Source organism: Ancylomarina longa (assembly GCF_003996985.1).
Taxonomy (GTDB): Bacteria; Bacteroidota; Bacteroidia; order Bacteroidales; family Marinifilaceae; genus Ancylomarina_A; species Ancylomarina_A longa.
Map to the genome: position 1 here is coordinate 181,855 of NZ_RJJX01000003.1, position 18,023 is coordinate 199,877.

The 18,023-nt window shown below is 35.2% G+C and carries 16 protein-coding genes; 5 read left to right on the forward strand and 11 right to left on the reverse strand.

Translation table 11 applies throughout. The features are described from left to right. Positions 1 to 16: 16 nt before the first annotated feature. Entirely contained in the window at positions 17 to 388 is a 372-nt protein-coding gene (rsfS, locus tag DLK05_RS04070) for a ribosome silencing factor (protein WP_127342707.1), read from the reverse strand. A gap of 166 nt (positions 389 to 554) precedes the next feature. On the opposite strand from rsfS, the gene DLK05_RS04075 reads away from it, so the two are divergent. After that, positions 555 to 1,304: a biotin--[acetyl-CoA-carboxylase] ligase gene (locus tag DLK05_RS04075; protein WP_127342708.1), complete on the forward strand. Its 750-nt coding sequence runs from the start codon at positions 555 to 557 to the stop codon at positions 1,302 to 1,304. Between the two features lie 15 nt (positions 1,305 to 1,319). Here the strand turns inward: DLK05_RS04075 and DLK05_RS04080 are convergent, their stop codons facing one another. From DLK05_RS04080 to pyrE, 4 genes are all read right to left on the reverse strand, one after another. After that, the gene (locus DLK05_RS04080) at positions 1,320 to 3,584 is read right to left on the reverse strand and encodes a TonB-dependent receptor (RefSeq protein ID WP_209319704.1); all 2,265 of its coding nucleotides are present in this window, start codon (positions 3,582 to 3,584) and stop codon (positions 1,320 to 1,322) included. A 406-nt stretch (positions 3,585 to 3,990) separates the two neighbouring features. Further along, entirely contained in the window at positions 3,991 to 4,320 is a 330-nt protein-coding gene (locus DLK05_RS04085; protein ID WP_127342710.1) for a hypothetical protein, read from the reverse strand. Between the two features lie 82 nt (positions 4,321 to 4,402). Then, a complete protein-coding gene (locus DLK05_RS04090; RefSeq protein ID WP_127342711.1) occupies positions 4,403 to 4,900 on the reverse strand; it encodes a hypothetical protein in 498 nt (165 codons plus the stop codon). An 86-nt stretch (positions 4,901 to 4,986) separates the two neighbouring features. Then, positions 4,987 to 5,619, reverse strand: a complete 633-nt coding sequence (pyrE, locus tag DLK05_RS04095; protein ID WP_127342712.1) for an orotate phosphoribosyltransferase — start codon at positions 5,617 to 5,619, stop codon at positions 4,987 to 4,989. A 92-nt stretch (positions 5,620 to 5,711) separates the two neighbouring features. Here pyrE and DLK05_RS04100 point away from each other — a divergent pair, with 92 nt between their 5' ends. From DLK05_RS04100 to DLK05_RS04110, 3 genes are all read left to right on the forward strand, one after another. Continuing rightward, positions 5,712 to 6,311 carry an NUDIX domain-containing protein gene (locus tag DLK05_RS04100; protein WP_127342713.1) on the forward strand — a complete coding sequence of 200 codons (600 nt, stop codon included), beginning with the start codon at positions 5,712 to 5,714 and terminating at the stop codon, positions 6,309 to 6,311. 16 nt (positions 6,312 to 6,327) lie between these two features. Further along, positions 6,328 to 7,197: a helix-turn-helix domain-containing protein gene (locus DLK05_RS04105; protein ID WP_127342714.1), complete on the forward strand. Its 870-nt coding sequence runs from the start codon at positions 6,328 to 6,330 to the stop codon at positions 7,195 to 7,197. A gap of 117 nt (positions 7,198 to 7,314) precedes the next feature. Beyond that, a complete protein-coding gene (locus DLK05_RS04110; protein ID WP_127342715.1) occupies positions 7,315 to 7,857 on the forward strand; it encodes a cysteine hydrolase family protein in 543 nt (180 codons plus the stop codon). A 2-nt stretch (positions 7,858 to 7,859) separates the two neighbouring features. Here DLK05_RS04110 and DLK05_RS04115 read toward each other — a convergent pair whose 3' ends face one another. The 6 genes from DLK05_RS04115 to DLK05_RS04140 form a co-directional block, all read right to left on the reverse strand. Further along, on the reverse strand, positions 7,860 to 9,263 hold the full coding sequence (locus DLK05_RS04115; protein WP_127342716.1) for a TlpA family protein disulfide reductase: 1,404 nt from the start codon (positions 9,261 to 9,263) through the stop codon (positions 7,860 to 7,862). A 23-nt stretch (positions 9,264 to 9,286) separates the two neighbouring features. Beyond that, positions 9,287 to 10,432, reverse strand: coding sequence for a serine hydrolase domain-containing protein (locus DLK05_RS04120; protein ID WP_127342717.1), 1,146 nt, complete (start codon positions 10,430 to 10,432; stop codon positions 9,287 to 9,289). Next, on the reverse strand, positions 10,425 to 10,916 hold the full coding sequence (gene coaD / locus DLK05_RS04125) for a pantetheine-phosphate adenylyltransferase (RefSeq protein ID WP_127342718.1): 492 nt from the start codon (positions 10,914 to 10,916) through the stop codon (positions 10,425 to 10,427). The genes DLK05_RS04120 and coaD overlap by 8 nt, the downstream gene beginning before the upstream one ends. Before the next feature lie 652 nt (positions 10,917 to 11,568). Continuing rightward, the gene (locus tag DLK05_RS04130; protein ID WP_209319705.1) at positions 11,569 to 12,375 is read right to left on the reverse strand and encodes an ABC transporter substrate-binding protein; all 807 of its coding nucleotides are present in this window, start codon (positions 12,373 to 12,375) and stop codon (positions 11,569 to 11,571) included. Next, positions 12,375 to 14,597: an amino acid permease gene (locus DLK05_RS04135; RefSeq protein WP_127342719.1), complete on the reverse strand. Its 2,223-nt coding sequence runs from the start codon at positions 14,595 to 14,597 to the stop codon at positions 12,375 to 12,377. Before DLK05_RS04135 ends, DLK05_RS04130 begins: the two co-directional genes overlap by 1 nt. Before the next feature lie 64 nt (positions 14,598 to 14,661). Continuing rightward, positions 14,662 to 15,795 carry a DUF4369 domain-containing protein gene (locus DLK05_RS04140; RefSeq protein WP_127342720.1) on the reverse strand — a complete coding sequence of 378 codons (1,134 nt, stop codon included), beginning with the start codon at positions 15,793 to 15,795 and terminating at the stop codon, positions 14,662 to 14,664. Positions 15,796 to 16,038: 243 nt separating this feature from the next. On the opposite strand from DLK05_RS04140, the gene DLK05_RS04145 reads away from it, so the two are divergent. After that, the gene (locus DLK05_RS04145) at positions 16,039 to 17,157 is read left to right on the forward strand and encodes a saccharopine dehydrogenase family protein (RefSeq protein WP_127342721.1); all 1,119 of its coding nucleotides are present in this window, start codon (positions 16,039 to 16,041) and stop codon (positions 17,155 to 17,157) included. Positions 17,158 to 18,023: the final 866 nt, after the last annotated feature.

An 18,023-nucleotide genomic window follows, 5' to 3' on the forward strand; every position in this document is an offset into this window, starting at 1 on the left:
AAGGTTATTGAATTAGCTATGCTTCCTGTATTGGTGTAACAGTGGCATCAGCCCATAAACTTTCAAGACGGTAAAAATCTCTATACTCTTGCTGGAAAATATGAAGAACTACATCTGCATAATCTAAAAGGATCCACTGTGCATTTTGTTGACCTTCCTTTTTCCATATTTTCTCATTAATCTGCTCTCTAACGTAATCTTCAACCGAATCGGCCAAAGCAGAAACATGAGTATTAGAAGTACCATTACAAATGATAAAATATTTACAAACAGCACTTTCAATGTTTCGTAAATCAATTTTGACAATATCAACAGCTTTTTTCTCCTTTAACCCTTCTATAATGGTATCAACAAGAACTTCTGATGTATTTTCCTTCTTTTTTGTCATATTTATATTTTAATTACAAAGATAATTTTTTTTTATTCCTATTAAATCTGTTTTCTGATTTGCTTCAGAATTTAGAGCATTTTTTGCTTTAATTTATGAATATGTCTTCTACCTATGCTTCAATCTTACTATTTTTGTCTCCTACTTAAAGCTTAAAGCAAATTTCATGAGACGAAAACTATTTATGCCCCACTTAATTGTTCGTAAAAACGAGCTACATTCCACTAATAGTTTTGCCATGGAATTGATGAAAACTAATAATTCGTCAGCTGGTACTGTCGTTTTGGCATTAAATCAGACAAAAGGCCGAGGACAGCACACAAATGTATGGGAAAGTGAAAGTGGCAAAAACCTTACCATTAGTATTATTCTAATGCCAGATTTTCTGCCCATCGATCAACAATTTAAAATTTCGATGCTCATTTCCCTTGGAGTTGCAGATTATTTGAAATATTATCTGCCAAATGTATCCATAAAATGGCCGAATGATATTTATGTAGGGAATAAGAAAATCGCTGGTATTTTAATCGAACATTCAATTATGGGAGCTACATTAAATCATAGTATTTGTGGGATTGGTTTAAATATAAATCAGGAAAACTTTTATTCTGATGCTCCCAATCCCATATCCTTAAAGTTGCTCACAAATCAAGAATACGATATAGAAGTTGAATTAGGGAAACTGTTAGTATGTATCGAAACAAGATATTATCAGCTCGTGGATGGCAAAACAAATCTTTTGGAAGAAAATTACTTGCAATCTTTGTATTGGATAAACGAAACACATCAATTTAAGGATGATAATGGATTGTTTATTGGAGAAATTGCAGGTATTTCCGCACTGGGTCAACTAAGAATTTTGGTCGGAGATCAAGAAAGAATTTATAATTTTAAAGAGGTGAGCTTCTTATTTTAACTCACCTCTCTCAATTTAAAATCTAAATCCTAATTTCACATTAATATTTCTTCCGGGATTGTAATAATTCAATGGTTTCAGACTTGACAGATGATCTATATATTCTTCGTTGAATAAATTATCGGCGCTAAGCAATAAATTTGCCTGATATTTACCCAATTTAAAGTCAGAACCAAGTTGAATTCCAATTAAATCATAGGCTTTAGTTTTTGTCTCGAATTGTGCCGGATTGTTTTGATCGAAGGCATGTTTCCATGACAATTTCAAGAATGGGGCATGGAAAATATTGTTTCCTTTACCAAATAGACGAAGTGAAGTATTAAGCTTGTGTTGCGGAATAAATGGTAATCTTTCTCCATCATCCTGTTTGGCAATTACCATAGCAAAATCGGTATGGAATTTTAAGTAAGGTAAGGGAGCGATATTAACAGCTATTTCCCCTCCATACAATTTTGCATCTTGCTGCCCGTATTTATATACAAATCCACTTCCTTCGGGAGCTGGTTCATTGCTAGGTGCTAAATTGATGTAATTATAGACTTTATTATAGAACCAGGATAGGTCAATATTATGATTGTGTGTATGATAATGAATTCCCAAATCGGATTCCAGACTTTTTTGTGGATCGAGATTAGCATTACCTTCCTCAAAACGATTTCCATGTAAACCATGCTGGGAAAGCTCTGCCAAATTTGGAGCCCTATACCCGGTAGCAAAATTGGTGCGTAAAAGTAAACTTTCCGATAAATTAAAAGTAGCTCCTAACGAGGTATTTAAGTTGTTGAAATTTCGATTAATCGAAACAATTCTCTCTTCGGATCCAGTTTGTGATGATGAATGCGTATGTCCTCCGGCTTCTTGTTCCGGCACATATAGCTTACGATGATCATACCGTAATCCAAATTGAAGCGCTACTTTGTTGATTTTCTTCTTAATTAAAGAGAATACTGAAAAATCATCTATTTGTGCATCGGGTATAATATGATTCGGAGCATCCTGATTGGTATTAGATTGGTGCATACCTTGCAAACCAATTAGAAAATCAGAACCCATTGTGCATGGAAAATACAATTTAGCATCGTATGTAAATGTTTTTAAATCCATATCTACCAATCGAAAAATTTCAGATTTGGGATCACCATTTAACCTGCGTTGATTAAATTGATATGCTGCATTTAATTCCAGTTTATAATCTCCCAAGAATAAACGGTTTCTGGATGAAATCATCTGTTGTGTTAAATCCTGATACCATGCATGGCTTTTTCTATTTTCTGTATTTACCAATCCAATAGATTTGCCATTCGTCATACCAAGTTTGGGACTTAAATAGTCGTAGTATAATTTAAAACTACCAAAGTCCTTAATTATTCCTAGTCCCAATTGTAAGCCTTTGGAATTAAATCGTGTATTAGGAATATAGTTTCCTTCTCCATCTTTATAATCCTTATGCGATTGCTGATTTACACGTATCATCCAAAATCTTTCTTTTTGTGAGGATTTCACCCCTACATTCGTACTATATCCATGCGTCACACTATGATATTCATTTGTGAAATCCGCATTTAGTGTATTTGCCGAAGCTGGTTTTTCGCGTAAAATATTAATAACACCACCCATGGCATCCGATCCGTATAGCAAGGAGGCGGGTCCTTTAATTACTTCGATATGATCCGCGCCCTGATCGTTTACTAAAAAAGGATGGTCTGGCGAAAACTGGAAATTTTCCAATCGTACTCCGTTATTTAGAAATATGATATTATTTAAAGATAAGCCACGAATAACCGGGGTGCTTACTCCCGGACTTCTGGAAATAATGTCCACTCCGGGAATACTTGCAAGTTTTTCACCCATTGATGGAGAAGACAATAGTTTTAATTCAGCTTTAGGCAGAACAGAGATTTTGATTGAATTTTCGTGTTGTGCCGAAGGAAAACCACCAGAAACGACTACATCTTGCGTAGTTACTGAAGTAAAAGGCATACGAATATTCATTTTCGATTGTGTTTTCTTAATATCGATGGTTTTAATAACCGTTTCGTATCCAACAAAAGAAAACTGTACTGTAATTCTCCCTTTAGGTAGATTTTCTAAAAGATATTTTCCATTTGCTGTACTTGCGGTACCTTTCTGCAATTCAGGAATAAAAATACTTACCCCCGGAAGAGAAGCACCATTATCAAAATCTGTAATGCAACCACTTAATTTATTGTTTTTAGTTTCATTTAGTCCGTAAGTAAATTGCGGCAATAATAATAGTATTGCCAATATATATCGTATCATGTTGCTACTATATTGTCTTAAACTTGTAAAATAATGAGATGTTAAATGATATAGGACAATCCAATTTATAAGAAGACGGATTTTTTGCATAAATCCTCCATTATTAAGTCTTGAATAGCAGATTGAGATTTCTTCTGCAATAAATTATAAGCACAATTTCGAAGCCGGAAAAAATTGAATTGCCTGCGCTTAATACATCTAAAGCCATAAGAGGTAGAAGTTTACAAGCTTGTCGTCAATTAATTTTACTTATTCAAAATAAGCCGCCAAAATCTTCTTAAAAAAGATTGGTTTGTGATTGATGTTGTTTAAAATTATTAGGATTTTCGAGAGTAATGGGTTGATTTTAGAAGAAAAGCTAATTTTGATGTATAGCTAAAATTATGGTATAAATTACTCTGAATTTTTAAACAACTTTATTAAAAAAATGAATAGGAGGTGCTCTCAGACTGTATCCATATGCTCTCTCATAGCATGAATTTAAAGGAGACTTTGTTCTATAAATATGATATTCAAATTCTGCAACAGGAGGTACACTAATTATTTCTGCAGTAGTGAAGAAGAAATAATCGAAAATCTGAATTTGACAGACTTCCGTAAAGCTATCGGAATGATCAAAAATAGAATGATGTTCATGGTTGGGGAACATCATATGTTGACTCTTGATTAAAATTGGCAGGATAAAGGCCAATGACAAGAACCATGCAAGTATTTTATGTTTTTTATCTAAGATCATTCAAAAACAAAAGTATTGAATTATTGATAAGCAACAAAAAAAGCTGTTGTATTTTTCAACAGTTTTTGATTCATTTTTAATATTATTCCAGATTTTGAATCATATGATATGGAATTTGTGTAAGTCCCTCAGCCAACTGGTCGATTCCTTTTTCCAATTTCTTTTTAAGCATCATTTTCATCATCGGATTTAATTCGGCATGTACCGTTAATTTTATTCTGGTGTCATAAGCGTCTTTTTCAACCAATTGAATCCAAATATAAAATTCGAAAGGAGTTCTACCATAACCAGTCATTTTTAATGTCTTGTTCTGTTCTTTTTCAACGAACTGTAGTCCCGCTTCTCCAAAGCCTTTGATCACGAAAGTGCAATTGTCTTCGGTTGCATCCCAATGCTCGATATGCTCTTTAATGTTTAGTTTTTTCTTAGTTTGTGCTTCAATCTGCTCCTGAATTTGAGGATTGTCCGCAGCCATCTCAAATACTTTTGCAATTTTCCTGAAATCTGAAAGGAAATCATACACATTTCCAACGGTATGCGGAATCTTTTTTACCTCGCTAATTATTTTTGTTGTTGCCATTTAACTTTCTTCTTGTAGAATATAAAAGAGGGTATTCTACTACGAATACTCTCTTTTTATTAATTTATTTTAATGAGAAAATGAGCTTACAAACTCCAGTTTCCCGGATCTTTTCTCCATTTTTTTAATTGATCAACATCTCCAGATTTTACGTATCCAATTTCTTGAGCGCGGTCAATCATGATATTATAATCGCTTAAAGTATCCAATTTACAATTAGCTTTAGTGAAATTATCTTGAGCAGTTTTAAAACCATAAGTGAAAATAGCTACCATTCCTAAAACTTCGCAACCTGCTTCTCTTAAAGCCTGAACAGCTTTGAGACTACTTCCACCAGTAGAAATTAAATCTTCAATTACCACTACCTTTTGTCCGGCTTTTATTTCACCTTCGATCAGATTGGTCATTCCATGAGTCTTTGCCGAGGAACGAATGTACACCATTGGAAGGTTCATTTCCTCTGCAACCAAGGCTCCTTGCGCTATGGCACCGGTTGCAACACCTGCAATTACCTCTACCTCCGGATATTTTTCTTTTACTGTTTCAGCAAATGCTTTTTTGATATAGGTTCTTACTTCAGGGTAGGAAAGCGTTTTACGATTATCACAATAAATTGGTGATTTCCATCCCGAAGCCCAGGTAAACGGGTTTGTTGGTTCTAGTTTTATTGCTTTTATTTGCAACAAATATTCAGCGACTTGTTTAGCTGTATTTTGCATTCTTTCAATGGATTTATGGATTGTTAATAGAATTTAAAACACGGGGATTCAAACCATTATGTTTTCCTACACCTTGTAAAAATCTATCGCAAATGTATAAAGTATTTTTTAAAGATCGACTTATTTTTTTAGGGGATAAGAGTGAAAGTCTTAATTTCCACGGAATGGTATATGCCTGGATGGAGGGAGACTCTTTGGAGGGGCTTATTCTTCAGTTCGACGAAGACGAGCAGATGGAAGCGATTTTTATTGTTGGCGAGGACCAGGAACAATTATTTGAACACTTTAAATCGTGTTTTAAATATATCGAAGCAGCAGGAGGAAAAGTTTTTAATTCAGATAAACAAGTATTGGCAATTTATCGATTAGAAAAATGGGATTTACCAAAAGGCAAGGTGGAAAAAGGAGAATCTGTTGAAGAAGCTGCCGTTCGCGAAGTAGAGGAGGAGTGTGGTATTTCCGATCTAAAAATCCTAAAAGAACTGAATTCCACCTATCATACCTATTGGATGAAAGGCAGGTTTGTTTTGAAAAGAACCTATTGGTACGAGATGGCTTATAATGGCTCGGAAAAATTAGTTCCGCAAACCGAAGAAGATATTCAGGAGGTAAAATGGCTTTCGTCCGATAATTTAGATGTGTTAAAGTCGAATACCTACACTTCTATCCTGGAGGTGATAAATGAAAATTAATTTGTAGCATATTGTTATGAAAACTTTCCATTTCAAAAGAAAAGCCTGTGGTGTAGAGTTATCGATGAATATGGGAACCTACGATCATTTTCCATCTGATTATGCAACTGGTGAGATGCATAATACGGATTATTTTGAGATATTAATATTCTCAAAGGCAAATGGATATATGATATTAGATCAAAAACATATTAATTTAAAGGATCGTTTAATTATTTTCATTTCTCCATTTCAGCGGCGGCAATGGTTTCTAAATTCTAACGATATTCATGCGGAATATCTCATTTTTCAAGAGGACTTTTTAAATGATTTCTTTTCCGATAAACTCTTCACTTTTCGCTTGCAGTATTTCTACCAATTGCAAACACCCTTGGCATTAAATGCTAATGATGTGCTGTTTGATAAAGTAAAAAGAATCAATCAGGAAATTAAAGAAGAGCTGTTGGATTATAAATGTGATAGTGAACACCTGATTCGTTCCTTGCTCTATTTTTTGCTTATCCGAATTAATCGTGATTATGCTTTACATTATCAATTGGACACTAAAACTCAAATAAATAACTACGCATATCAATTCAAGCAATTGTTGGAAAAATACATATGCGAGAAACAAAGAACAGAGGATTATGCTGAGTTGATGGGAATCAGTAGGATAACATTGAATAAGGCAGTTAAAATACAATTTAATCTTACAAGCAGTCAGTTGATAAAAGATCGATTACTCTTCGAAATCGAAAATTTACTTATCTATTCTGAACTTTCCATTAGTGAGATATCCGAAAAATTGAATTTCTCCGAAGCAAATCATTTAAATCGATTTTTCAAACATCAAACCGGACTAACACCTTTAATTTATCGACAAGATTATCAGAATGGTAGTTTATAATTTTATTTTGGTAAGAATTATAAGCTCTTTTTAATCGAATTTTGTATTGTAAATTTTATTCAATTAAACGTGGATGCTCATGTAATTTGAGTTTTTCCAAATTAAAAATTGTATGTTATGAGTAAAGCATTGGTATTAGTGGATATTCAAAATGATTATTTCTCAAATGGAAAAATGGAGTTAGTTGGCATGGAAGCAGCCGGGCAAAATGCTAATATGATTTTACAGAAGTGCAGAAAAGAAAAGCTGTCAATTTTCCATATTCAGCACATTGCATTAGATCTGAATGCTCCATTTTTTATTCCGGAATCTTTGGGTGTTGAAATACATGAGATGGTTAAACCATTTGAAGGGGAGATAATTGTAAAGAAAAATTATCCTAATAGTTTTCGGGAAACAACTTTGCAGAATCATCTCCGGGAGAATGGGATTGATGAACTAGTTATTTGTGGTTCGATGAGTCATATGTGTATTGACACAACTGTCCGAGCTGCTTTTGATTTGGGGTATAAATGTACTTTGATAGAAGATGCTTGTGCAACAATTGATATGGATTTTAAAGGTACTAAAGTTGAAGCATCAAAAGTTCACGCCTCTTTTATGTCCGCTTTATCGTATCCTTTTGCACATGTAATTAGTACAGAGGAGTACTGTAAATAAAATCAGTTCTTCAAAGCTTTCCGTGCTGCATCTCGGGCAATTCTGATAAATTCTAATTGGATATTTTCTTTAGGCCCTGCAGCCGGAGCTTTTACAATGTTTCCTTTTGGATCTATAAGAATATAGGTTGGAAAGGCCTTCACATTATATTTTTGTATTAATTGTTGCTGATTGCCAAGATAGATAATTGGCCAGCTATATTTGTTTTTAGAAACAAAATCATAGTAATGAGTCACATCCCAATCGCATGCAATACTTAGAAATTCAATTTGTGCTCCAAAGCGATCTTTCAGTTTAGTTATTTCCTTAAAATCCTGCACGCATGGAAAACTTTGGGTGTTACAGAAATTAAGATACAAGTATTTCCCTTTGTAATTTGCCAATTTGTAATTGCCAATAGAGAAATCGGGAGCAGGATAATTTTTTTGAAGATGTGTTATTGTTGCAATATAATTAGCGCATAGATTTTGATTGTATTCTATCATGCTTGAATTTTTAATATCCTTTAAAATCTCCAGTGTTTTTTCTCGTCCGATAAATTTGCGGCTATAGGAATCAAATATTGAGGTAGCAATAATCATTTCCCGAAACTGCATATTTGCATAGGCAGGATATTTTGCCATTAAGGCTGATATTATCGGAAAAGAAGGTTTCGTTTTCATCGCCCGGTTTAAGGCAGTGATTTCTTTCTGATTAAAATATCCATTCAGGAAATTACCATATTGCTTTTTGTAGAGGCTCAGGTAAGCTGGATTATTTAATTGGATTTCTTTATGGTTAAAATATTTTTCTTCTATAAAGTTGAAGGCATTTGGATTAGCCAAAAACTCCAGAAATCCTATTCGATAATGCAAGTAATCCTGAAAAAATACATTTTTTTCAGATTTATATTCTGATTTTAATTGTTGGATAAATGCAATTCCTGCAGATCTTTCTTTTTTGCGATAAATAAACCCAAATTTCTGATTGATAAAAGTATCCATGCTGTCGTCCAACTTGCGAATCAGCATGTTTAATTCATTTGAACCTGCATTCGCAACACCAAGCATTAACTCGTCGGGCTCAAAGTAAGGGTTTAATTTTTGTGCCGGACTTAAATCTTTTCTGGGCGGGAACTTTAATTCATATTCTTTTTCAGGCTCCAAATACAGAAATCCTTTGTATATCCCCAAAGGAATAAAAACCAATTTAGTGTTATCTAATTGTAGTTGAATTTCAAATTTTCCGTCATCATTTACCGTAAAATCGAGCATCTTTTTTGGCGTGAAAGTAAATGCATCTTCATGATACATGATTGTAAGATGAGCACCGGCATAAGTTGGTGCACTTCCAATGATCTTAACATTTTGAGCAATAGAAATGTTGATATTAGCAAAAATTACTGTCAGGAAAATAAGAATTCTCATTCGGATATAACTTGAGGTTTATACTATTGAAGTATTTTTAATGCGATATCAACATACTTGGGAATATCCATCGTAATCTGACCCGCCTTTTGTTTGTCTTTTAATTTACCAAAACGTACTACTACCGCATTTTTCTCCGCAATACTGTAAATATATTGTCCTAGGTGACCACGCATATAAGGGATATTCATATTCTTATAAGGAAGAATCCAATATTGAAATCCATAAAAGTCTAAAGGTTTGGTTTGTTCTTCGTTTAAAAGATAGGAGGCAGCTTTAGTGGCTTCTTTAAGGTAGCTTTCGGATATCAGTTGTTTCCCATTCCAATTGCCATGATTCAGTACCAGTTGCCCAAAACGAGCGGCATCTCTGGCGTTGGTGTTAAAACAACAAAATGCTTTTTCATCTCCATCTTTTTTATCCACACTCCACAGGGCTGTTTGAGTCGCCTGGAGAGGTTTCCAAAGTTTTTCTTCGGCATATTTAGAAATGGTTTCCCCGGTAGCTGCTTCAACAATAAAGGAAAGCAATTGGGTATTTCCGCTCTGATAATGAAATCGGGCTCCGGGTTTTTCAGCGAGGTGTTGTTGGGTAGCTACTTCCCGTAATTTTTTGCCGTAATAAGCTTTTGTGGTAATGGAAAAAGGACTGCTATATGCCTCATCCCAATCTAAACCAGAACTCATGGTTAAAAGGTTTCGGATGGATATTTTTCCTCTATTATCTCCAGAAAATTCAGGGATATATTTTCCAATACGATCATCTACCGAACCAATTTTTCCTTCATCAATAGCAATTCCAATTAATAAGCTAACAATGCTTTTAGTAGCCGAAAAAATATTGGAATGCGATGTGCTGTTATATCCGTCCCAATATTCTTCGTATAAAATTTCCCCATTTTGAATAATCAGATAGGCAACTGTTTCGTGATTTTCTAAATAGGCTCGATCAACAGAATCTAATTGATAGTGATTGTAAGAATCCGATTCTTCCCAGTCTTTGCCATCCTTTACGTTTACCGAATTATTTTCAAAAATTTTATAATCGTCGATATTGGCATACCAGTATACCAAGCTTGTGCGTAAGTAATTGGGAGCAAGAATCATCCATAGGGCAGCTACTATCGCAAATACAATTAAAATTTTGACAATTCTGGGGAGTTTATTCATTATTTGAGGGCTTTAGTTGATAGGCATTGGGATCTGTTACTATTGGAAGAAATTGGGAGGCGTCGCCACCATGTCGAATAATATCACGAACAATGGTTGAGGTAATCATAGTATGCTCCGGAGTTGTCAATAGGAAAATAGATTCCAGATCATGCGCCAATTTTTTATTGATTTGGGCAATTGCTCTTTCATACTCGAAGTCTGCAGCTGTTCTTAAACCACGTAGAATAAAGCTCGCATGCTTCGATTGGCAATATTTTACCGTAAGTCCGCCAAAGGTTTCCACTTCAATCTTAGGGTTGTGGTGAAAAGCTTCCTTAATCCATTGTATTCTTTTCTCAATAGGAAAAAATTGTTTTTTCTCGGCATTATAACCTATGGATATAATAATCTTATCAAACAAAGGCAAAGCCCGGGTAACAATAGATTCGTGACCAACAGTAAATGGGTCGAAAGACCCCGGAAATATAGCAATACGTTCCATTCAAAAAATTTTAGGTACAAAGCAAAAGTAGAAAGAAATATCCGATTGTTTAATTGGGAAACAAGGAAAACGCATTAGTTTTTTCTTTGAAAGTTTGTAGTTCTTATCGAGATATGGTTGGAGCGAGCTTTGTCAATAGAGTGTACTACGTGTTATTAGACTTTATTTGTACAGGTACTAAGGAGTGTTTGTGTGGGTAAGAATAAATCGTTTGTATTTTACACTTGTGTTAGCCCTGCCAAGGATATGCGCGACAGAGTTTGTATTTATTTTAAAGTAATTGCTTGACGAAATTTGTGCTTACGGTAAGTATGCTTTCCGGAAAGATGAAAAAAAAGCAGGATTGTATTCGAGAGCTTACTTTAGCAGGAAAAAATAAGCAATAATGCTACAAGCCCCGTCCAAGGCGGGTTTGTTAGTCCCAAGGTGAGTTGATTTATGCCCAAGACTATAATTTAAGCCCCAAGCATGCCTTATCAGTGCCAAGATTATATGATTTACTCACAAGGATTTGACCGTAGGGAGTTTTTGCCGATTAGGATTCAAATCGCATGTGGGTAATGCTGGGGTCGGCGGACTCTTTGCCTACTTTCTCGACTGTAGGAGAAAGTAGGAGCCCAAACGGCATGAGTGAAAACAATTAGAACGATATTTATGAATTTTTAATCAATTTGTGAATTAGTTCTGTAAGGTAGTTGCTTGCTTTTAGCAAGTGCGATTCATACCACGAAAACATTTCCCCATCCACTAATTCTATTTTTGCATTTGGCAATAACTTCTGTATTTCTGATTGGTGAGATGCGCTAAATGGGAATGGTTCCGACGAAAGTAGTACTACATCAGGATGTAGGTCTTGAATTTCTTCAGGGCTTAGCTTTGGATATCTTTTTTCTGTATCAGAAATTATATTTAGAAGTCCACATTTTTCGAGCAAAGAGTTTATAAATGTATCTGTTCCGACGGTCATGTATGGATTTTTCCAAATTAGATACAAGACTTTCAACGGCTGATCTATTTTCGGAATTTTTGCAAATCCTGCTCGAATTTGATTGGCTATTTCGAAAGCTTTTGTTTCACTTCCGGTAATTTTGCCGGTATTGAGGATATTCTGCAATGCTTCCTCAAAGTTGCCCACTTTGCAAACATACACGGGAAATTCTTCCATCAAAGCCTCTATTTGAGTTTTGTTATTTTCCTCTTTATTGGCAAGAATCAAATCCGGATCAAGCAATCTGATTTTATCGAGATACAAATCTTTAGGCCCACCAATATTGGGGAGTTTTTCGATTTTTCCTTTAGGATACTTGCAAAAGCGTGTTCGCGAAATAATTTTCCCCTCTAAACCTAAATCGAATAAAAATTCTGTAGTAGAGGGAACCGTCGAGAGAATTCTTTTGGGAGGAAAGGGGATGGTCACCTCTCTTCCTAAGTCATCTGTTATTGTTATAAAATCTTGCATTATTTAATATTAATCTCCTTATAGGAACTCACAAAAAGAATATTGCCCATATCTTTAAATCCAGTAAATAAATCGATTCCCTCTTTATCAATATCTTCATGATTAAATCCTAAGATACTTAGATCAGCATCTATAGAATTTTGCATGATAACTTGTTTTCTATTTGCATGGTCTGCACTAATCAATTCTATATTTTTGGGTGAAATTGGTAACCTGCCTGATTTTATTAATGCCAGTAATTTATCTCTTTGCTTATCCAATTCTGAGGTAGGATAAATTGCGAATATCTTTATTGTGCCTTTTTTCCAATCCGGATGTCCCTGAATAATATAAGCAAGCAGAATCATGAGGTTGGCATTTTCTAAATCACCAACACCAATCCAAACATGTATTTCGCGATGATAACCAAAGCCCTTATAGGAAGTATTGAGAATGCATACATCGAAATGAGTAGATTCCAGTAAATTATAATTGTCGATTACATAGTTGAGGCGTTCAGGTTCTGTATTCGAAAACTCGAATAAAATGGAATTGTACCCGTGTCCGGATATTCCGGATAATTGCATCACCTGGGCTATGGCCGAAGTCATGGAGGGACTAATAATGGTATCCAGATAAACTCTGTTTTTACTCCCTGAAGCAAGATTTATCAACCGATTCATTATTTGCTTCGACTCCAGATTCGTTTCCTCGCTTAAATATCCTTCGAGAAAATGGATGTAGGTTCCAAAACCATATTTATAGGAGATCCATCGGAGCAAATCAAAAGCTGATCTTCTTTTAAAGGAGTCCTGGGAGATGCAGATTGCAAATGGACGCCAGCTAATTTCTCTGTCTCCCTTTTCTGCACGCTGTGCAAATATCTGTAAGTGTCGGCTCAACTGAAAAACTACTCCCCGGAATAATTTTGCCAAACCGCGTGGCTCTTTTGTGGAGACATTAATTCCATAGTAGATTCCGCCCATAATTAAAAGCGACAAAATGGCGTAGCTCATGTTCATTTGAAACATGATCCAAAAGGAAAGGATTGCTCCTGTTAGGGAAAAATACCATTTAGATCGGAACAAAGGGCGGTAGGAGGGATCTGCAGCAAAGTGTTCCAGAAAGGAAATCAAACATATAGCACCATAAGTCACCATGAAGAACATTGAAATAATCTGGGCAACAAAATCCACATCACCGATAATAACAAAAAAGAAAGCTATGGCAATAGAGATGACTGATGCATTTATTGGTTCATTATTTTTCTTACTTTCACTTTTCAACCATTTATTCAATCCTTGCTGCGGAAAGATGTCGTCGATACCAATTGCTTGCAACGTACGAGGTGCAACCATAATAGATCCCAAAGCAGAAGAAATAGCCGCCGCAGCCAGACCAATAGGAATGATCGGTCCCCACACCGCAATTTTACTCATGATTAACTGGTTGCTTGCTAAGTCTTCCGGATTGGCAGAGATGGTGAATTTGTATGCAGCCAACAGATAGATAAGCAATCCAACAATGGTAGCCCAAATGGTTCCTCTGGGGATGGATTTCCGCGGATTCTTTAGGTCACCGGATAAGCCAAGTCCTGCTGCCAATCCTGTAAACGCAGGAAATATAATGGTGAAAACATAGAAAAATCCTTTCGGGTTAGCGATTTTGGCATCCATAACCAGTGAGGTAGGAGCATCAACAGGAGATCCCATAAAGAAGAAGACTAAAGACAATCCCAATATTGCAACAACAACATATAAGGCCTTCATTCCCAAATTGGCACCGCGATATAAAAACAAAGCCGATAGAAGTGCCATCGTGGGAATACTAATCAATCTTTTGTCATAAATCAACCATCCCCAATGGGTAGCAATCCATTGAATTAATGGATCGAATGCCTCGGCAAAGGCGATCACGTAAAAGGCGACAGAAATAGCTTGTGACAAATAAAGGGTAATGCCAATAGCAGCACCAATGTTAAGGCCAAAAGATCGGGAGATGATATAATAGGCTCCACCGCCCAATACTTTTTGATTGGTTGCAATTTCGGCAACAGCCATCGCAGTAGGAATGGTAATTAAATGTCCTAGAATAATAATACCAATTACACCAATAAAGCCCACATTTCCCACTGCCCAACCAAACCGAAGGAATAAAATAGCTCCTAATATGGTAGAAATAGCAGTCAAAAATACAGGTAGAGTGCCAAAATTGGCTTTGGTTTTCAGTAATTTATCGGGCATATATCTTAATATTCGTTTTTAATAGTTAGAGCAATAAATATAATTAATCGTTTCAGAATAATAACTATCTCTTATTTGAAAGCTGTTTGGATAATTCGGATTGCAACAATTTAGGGTCAAAATGATCTTGATGATATTCTATTTTTCCCTCCGGATCTATTATAAAAACATGAAAGCGACGATCCAAATAGCGAACTATTTCCAGACTCTTATCCAAACTTTCTATTTCTGTAATATTTAAAAGATGCATTGGTTTTGGCTTCCAGCGTTCATTCAAATCCGTTTCCGGAATAGGTATCCTGTTAAAGGAAGAATTGCGAATGATACTCACGATCCTAAGTTTAGGAAAGGCGATTGTCAGTTTCTTTAGTTCCTCAAGGTATTTCTGATTATTCTCCTCTGTCCATGCTCTCCAAAAATAGAGCAGGATGGTATTCCCTTTCTCTTCCTGAAGAGAAAACACATCGTCGTTGAGAGTTCGGGCATTTATATTTGGAAACTGTGCTCCTACTCTAAGTTGCTCTATCATACGCACTCGTTTATTAAGGTTGCGCACATACAAACCTTTTGGATTAGCAATATTTAAGGTTGTTAGGTAATCCTTAATGTCAGTAATACTACATTTTGATTTGAAAAAATCCTGATAAATTAAATACGGAATAACTGGAGAAGATGCATATTTATAAAAATATGTTTGCTTAAAGCTATCTAATTTTTTGTATTGAGATAGAAAATTAGCAGTTTGAATAGAATCACCTTTAACTTCAGGCAGTTCCAGTTCTTTTGAAATTTTATGAAGGTGAAGTTGATTTTGATGGAGTTTCGATTGATAATCTTCAAATCTGTCTTGTGCTTTGGAGCCATGTAAAATGCCAGTGACAAATCCGTACTTGAGTTGATTCAATGGTAAAAGCAGATTCATTTCTCCTGGTGATATAAAAAAGCGGGTTCTCCGAAATTTCGACAGCTGTAATTCTACGGCAATAGATTGAGCTATTTTCCCGAAGAATTGGAATGCTCCATTCTGAGTGATAACGGAATCCATTAATTCTCGATTTTCTCCTGTATCCTTATACAGATAAAGTATTTCCTTCTGAATTCCCTCAATCTGACCTTTTAGCACAAAATCTCGATTCTGGGCATGGGATAGGTAGATCAATAAAGTAAAAGCAAGGCAAAGAATTAATCGTTTTTTCATGGATAGGTATATTTTTCAAACAACTTAAGGGTTGTAATGGTGATGTGCTTATCATGATAAGCTTAGTAAAGATAATAATTATAGCAATGCATTTTGATTCTCGCCAAAGCAATTCGTCAAAATTGAAAAATCATGCGATTGTTTCTGAAACTCTTTGTAAATTATAGCGACATGTTCATTATAAAGCAGACTGCACCTTTATATTCTTAGGCATCACCAGTCTGTTATGATAAAATTTAAAATATGAAAAAAATCATTGTACTAGGAGCAGGATTGGTTGGAAAAACCATTGCTATTGATTTAAGTAAATCTTTTGATGTAACTTCTATTGATCAGAATGGTAAAGCATTGGAAAGTCTAAAAGCTTACCCCAATATCAAGCTTAAAAAAGCGAATCTGAACGAGGAAGGAGCTATTCGTAAGCTGGTTGCTGATGCCGATTTGGTTATTGGTGCAGTACCCGGATTCATGGGTTTTTCTACGGTACGTGAGGTAATAGAGGCCGGTAAAAATATGGTTGATATTTCCTTTTTCCCTGAGGATTCTTTTGAGTTGGATGATTTGGCTAAAAATAATGGAGTGTGCATTGTTACCGATTGTGGGGTAGCTCCAGGTATGGGGAATATTATTTTGGGCTATCATCACCATAAAATGGAGGTGGAAAATTTTAAATGTCTGGTTGGTGGCTTGCCATTAAAAAGAGAATGGCCATGGGAATATAAAGCCGTTTTTTCTCCCATTGATGTGATCGAAGAATATACACGTCCGGCCAGATATGTGCTCGGCGGAAAATTGGTAACTCGTGAGGCTCTGTCCGATCCAGAATTGGTATCTTTTGATGAGGTAGGAACTTTGGAAGCATGGAATTCCGATGGTTTACGTAGCTTGATTCGAACCATGAAAGTCCCCAATATGATAGAAAAAACACTCCGTTATCCGGGAACGATAGAATATTTGCGCGTTTTACGCGATACGGGTTACTTTTCGGATCAAGAGATAGAGGTAAATGGAAGGACAATCAAGCCAATTGATCTTACTTCCAAACTTTTATTCTCGCAATGGAAATTGAAACCAGGCGAAAGGGAATTTACTGTGATGAGGATAGAGGTAGAAGGCTCTAAAAGTGGATTAAGCAAGCGATTTGTATATGATTTGTATGATGAATTTGATGAGGCAACAGGTATGACTTCAATGGCAAGAACTACGGGTTACACCTGCACCGCTGTGGCAAATCTTTTACTACAAGGCAAGTTCTCCCGTAAAGGAATAAATCCACCCGAGTTTGTTGGGGAACAGGAAGGCTGCTACGATTTCATATTCGATTACCTTAAAGAACGGAGTGTAAATTACAAAATACATTAGCTTGAAGCAGATATTACACGGTAAACGCATTTAAATTTTATGGCCTTTAATATTTAGATATTTCACATTTTCAATTCATTAAACAAAGATATTGTTTATGAGTGAATCTGTAATGCTTTTTTATTTGTTAATAGGCAACAACATTGCGCAATATTGATAGCTTAATATTTTATATCAAAAGATGCAGTCCATCGAAATATTACATACTTATATTTTTTTATTGAAATTGCCCTGTCTCCTGGAGCTGAAAAATCGATAAAAGTTTTATTTGAATCATACGAACTCCTTATAAACCCTTAGGTTTTTATATATTTCATTGTGTTAATTGTAATATATTAGCATTATGGTATGTCAATTTGCCAATTGAGGTTAATATATTACTATTTATAGACCTATAACTCCCTGGGGAAGGCATAAAGTTACCAAGTGGAGCCATCAAACTGCTGAGGGGCAGGTAAAATTGTCAATGGGATGCATAAACTTGCCTCGGGACTAATAAAATCAAGGGTTTCGCTCAGAGCAAACAAATTTATTTTATTCCTTTAATATTTCGATGTTCCATATCTTTAATTCATCAAATAACAATATTGTTGTAACGCGTAAATCTGTACTGCTTTTTTATTTATTAATAGGCAATAGCTTTACGCAATATTTATAGCTTAATATTTTATGTCAAAAGATGCAGTGCACCGAAATATTACATGCTTATATTTTTTAAATGCGATTGTCCGGGCAGATATTATATTTTGTTGAGCGTTTAAATTAATTCTATTAGCAGTCGTGTTTTGAAGGATATTCAGGATGTTTTTAATTTGAATGACAACTTTTTTTACTTGGAAATATATATTTTGTAGGAATATATATAT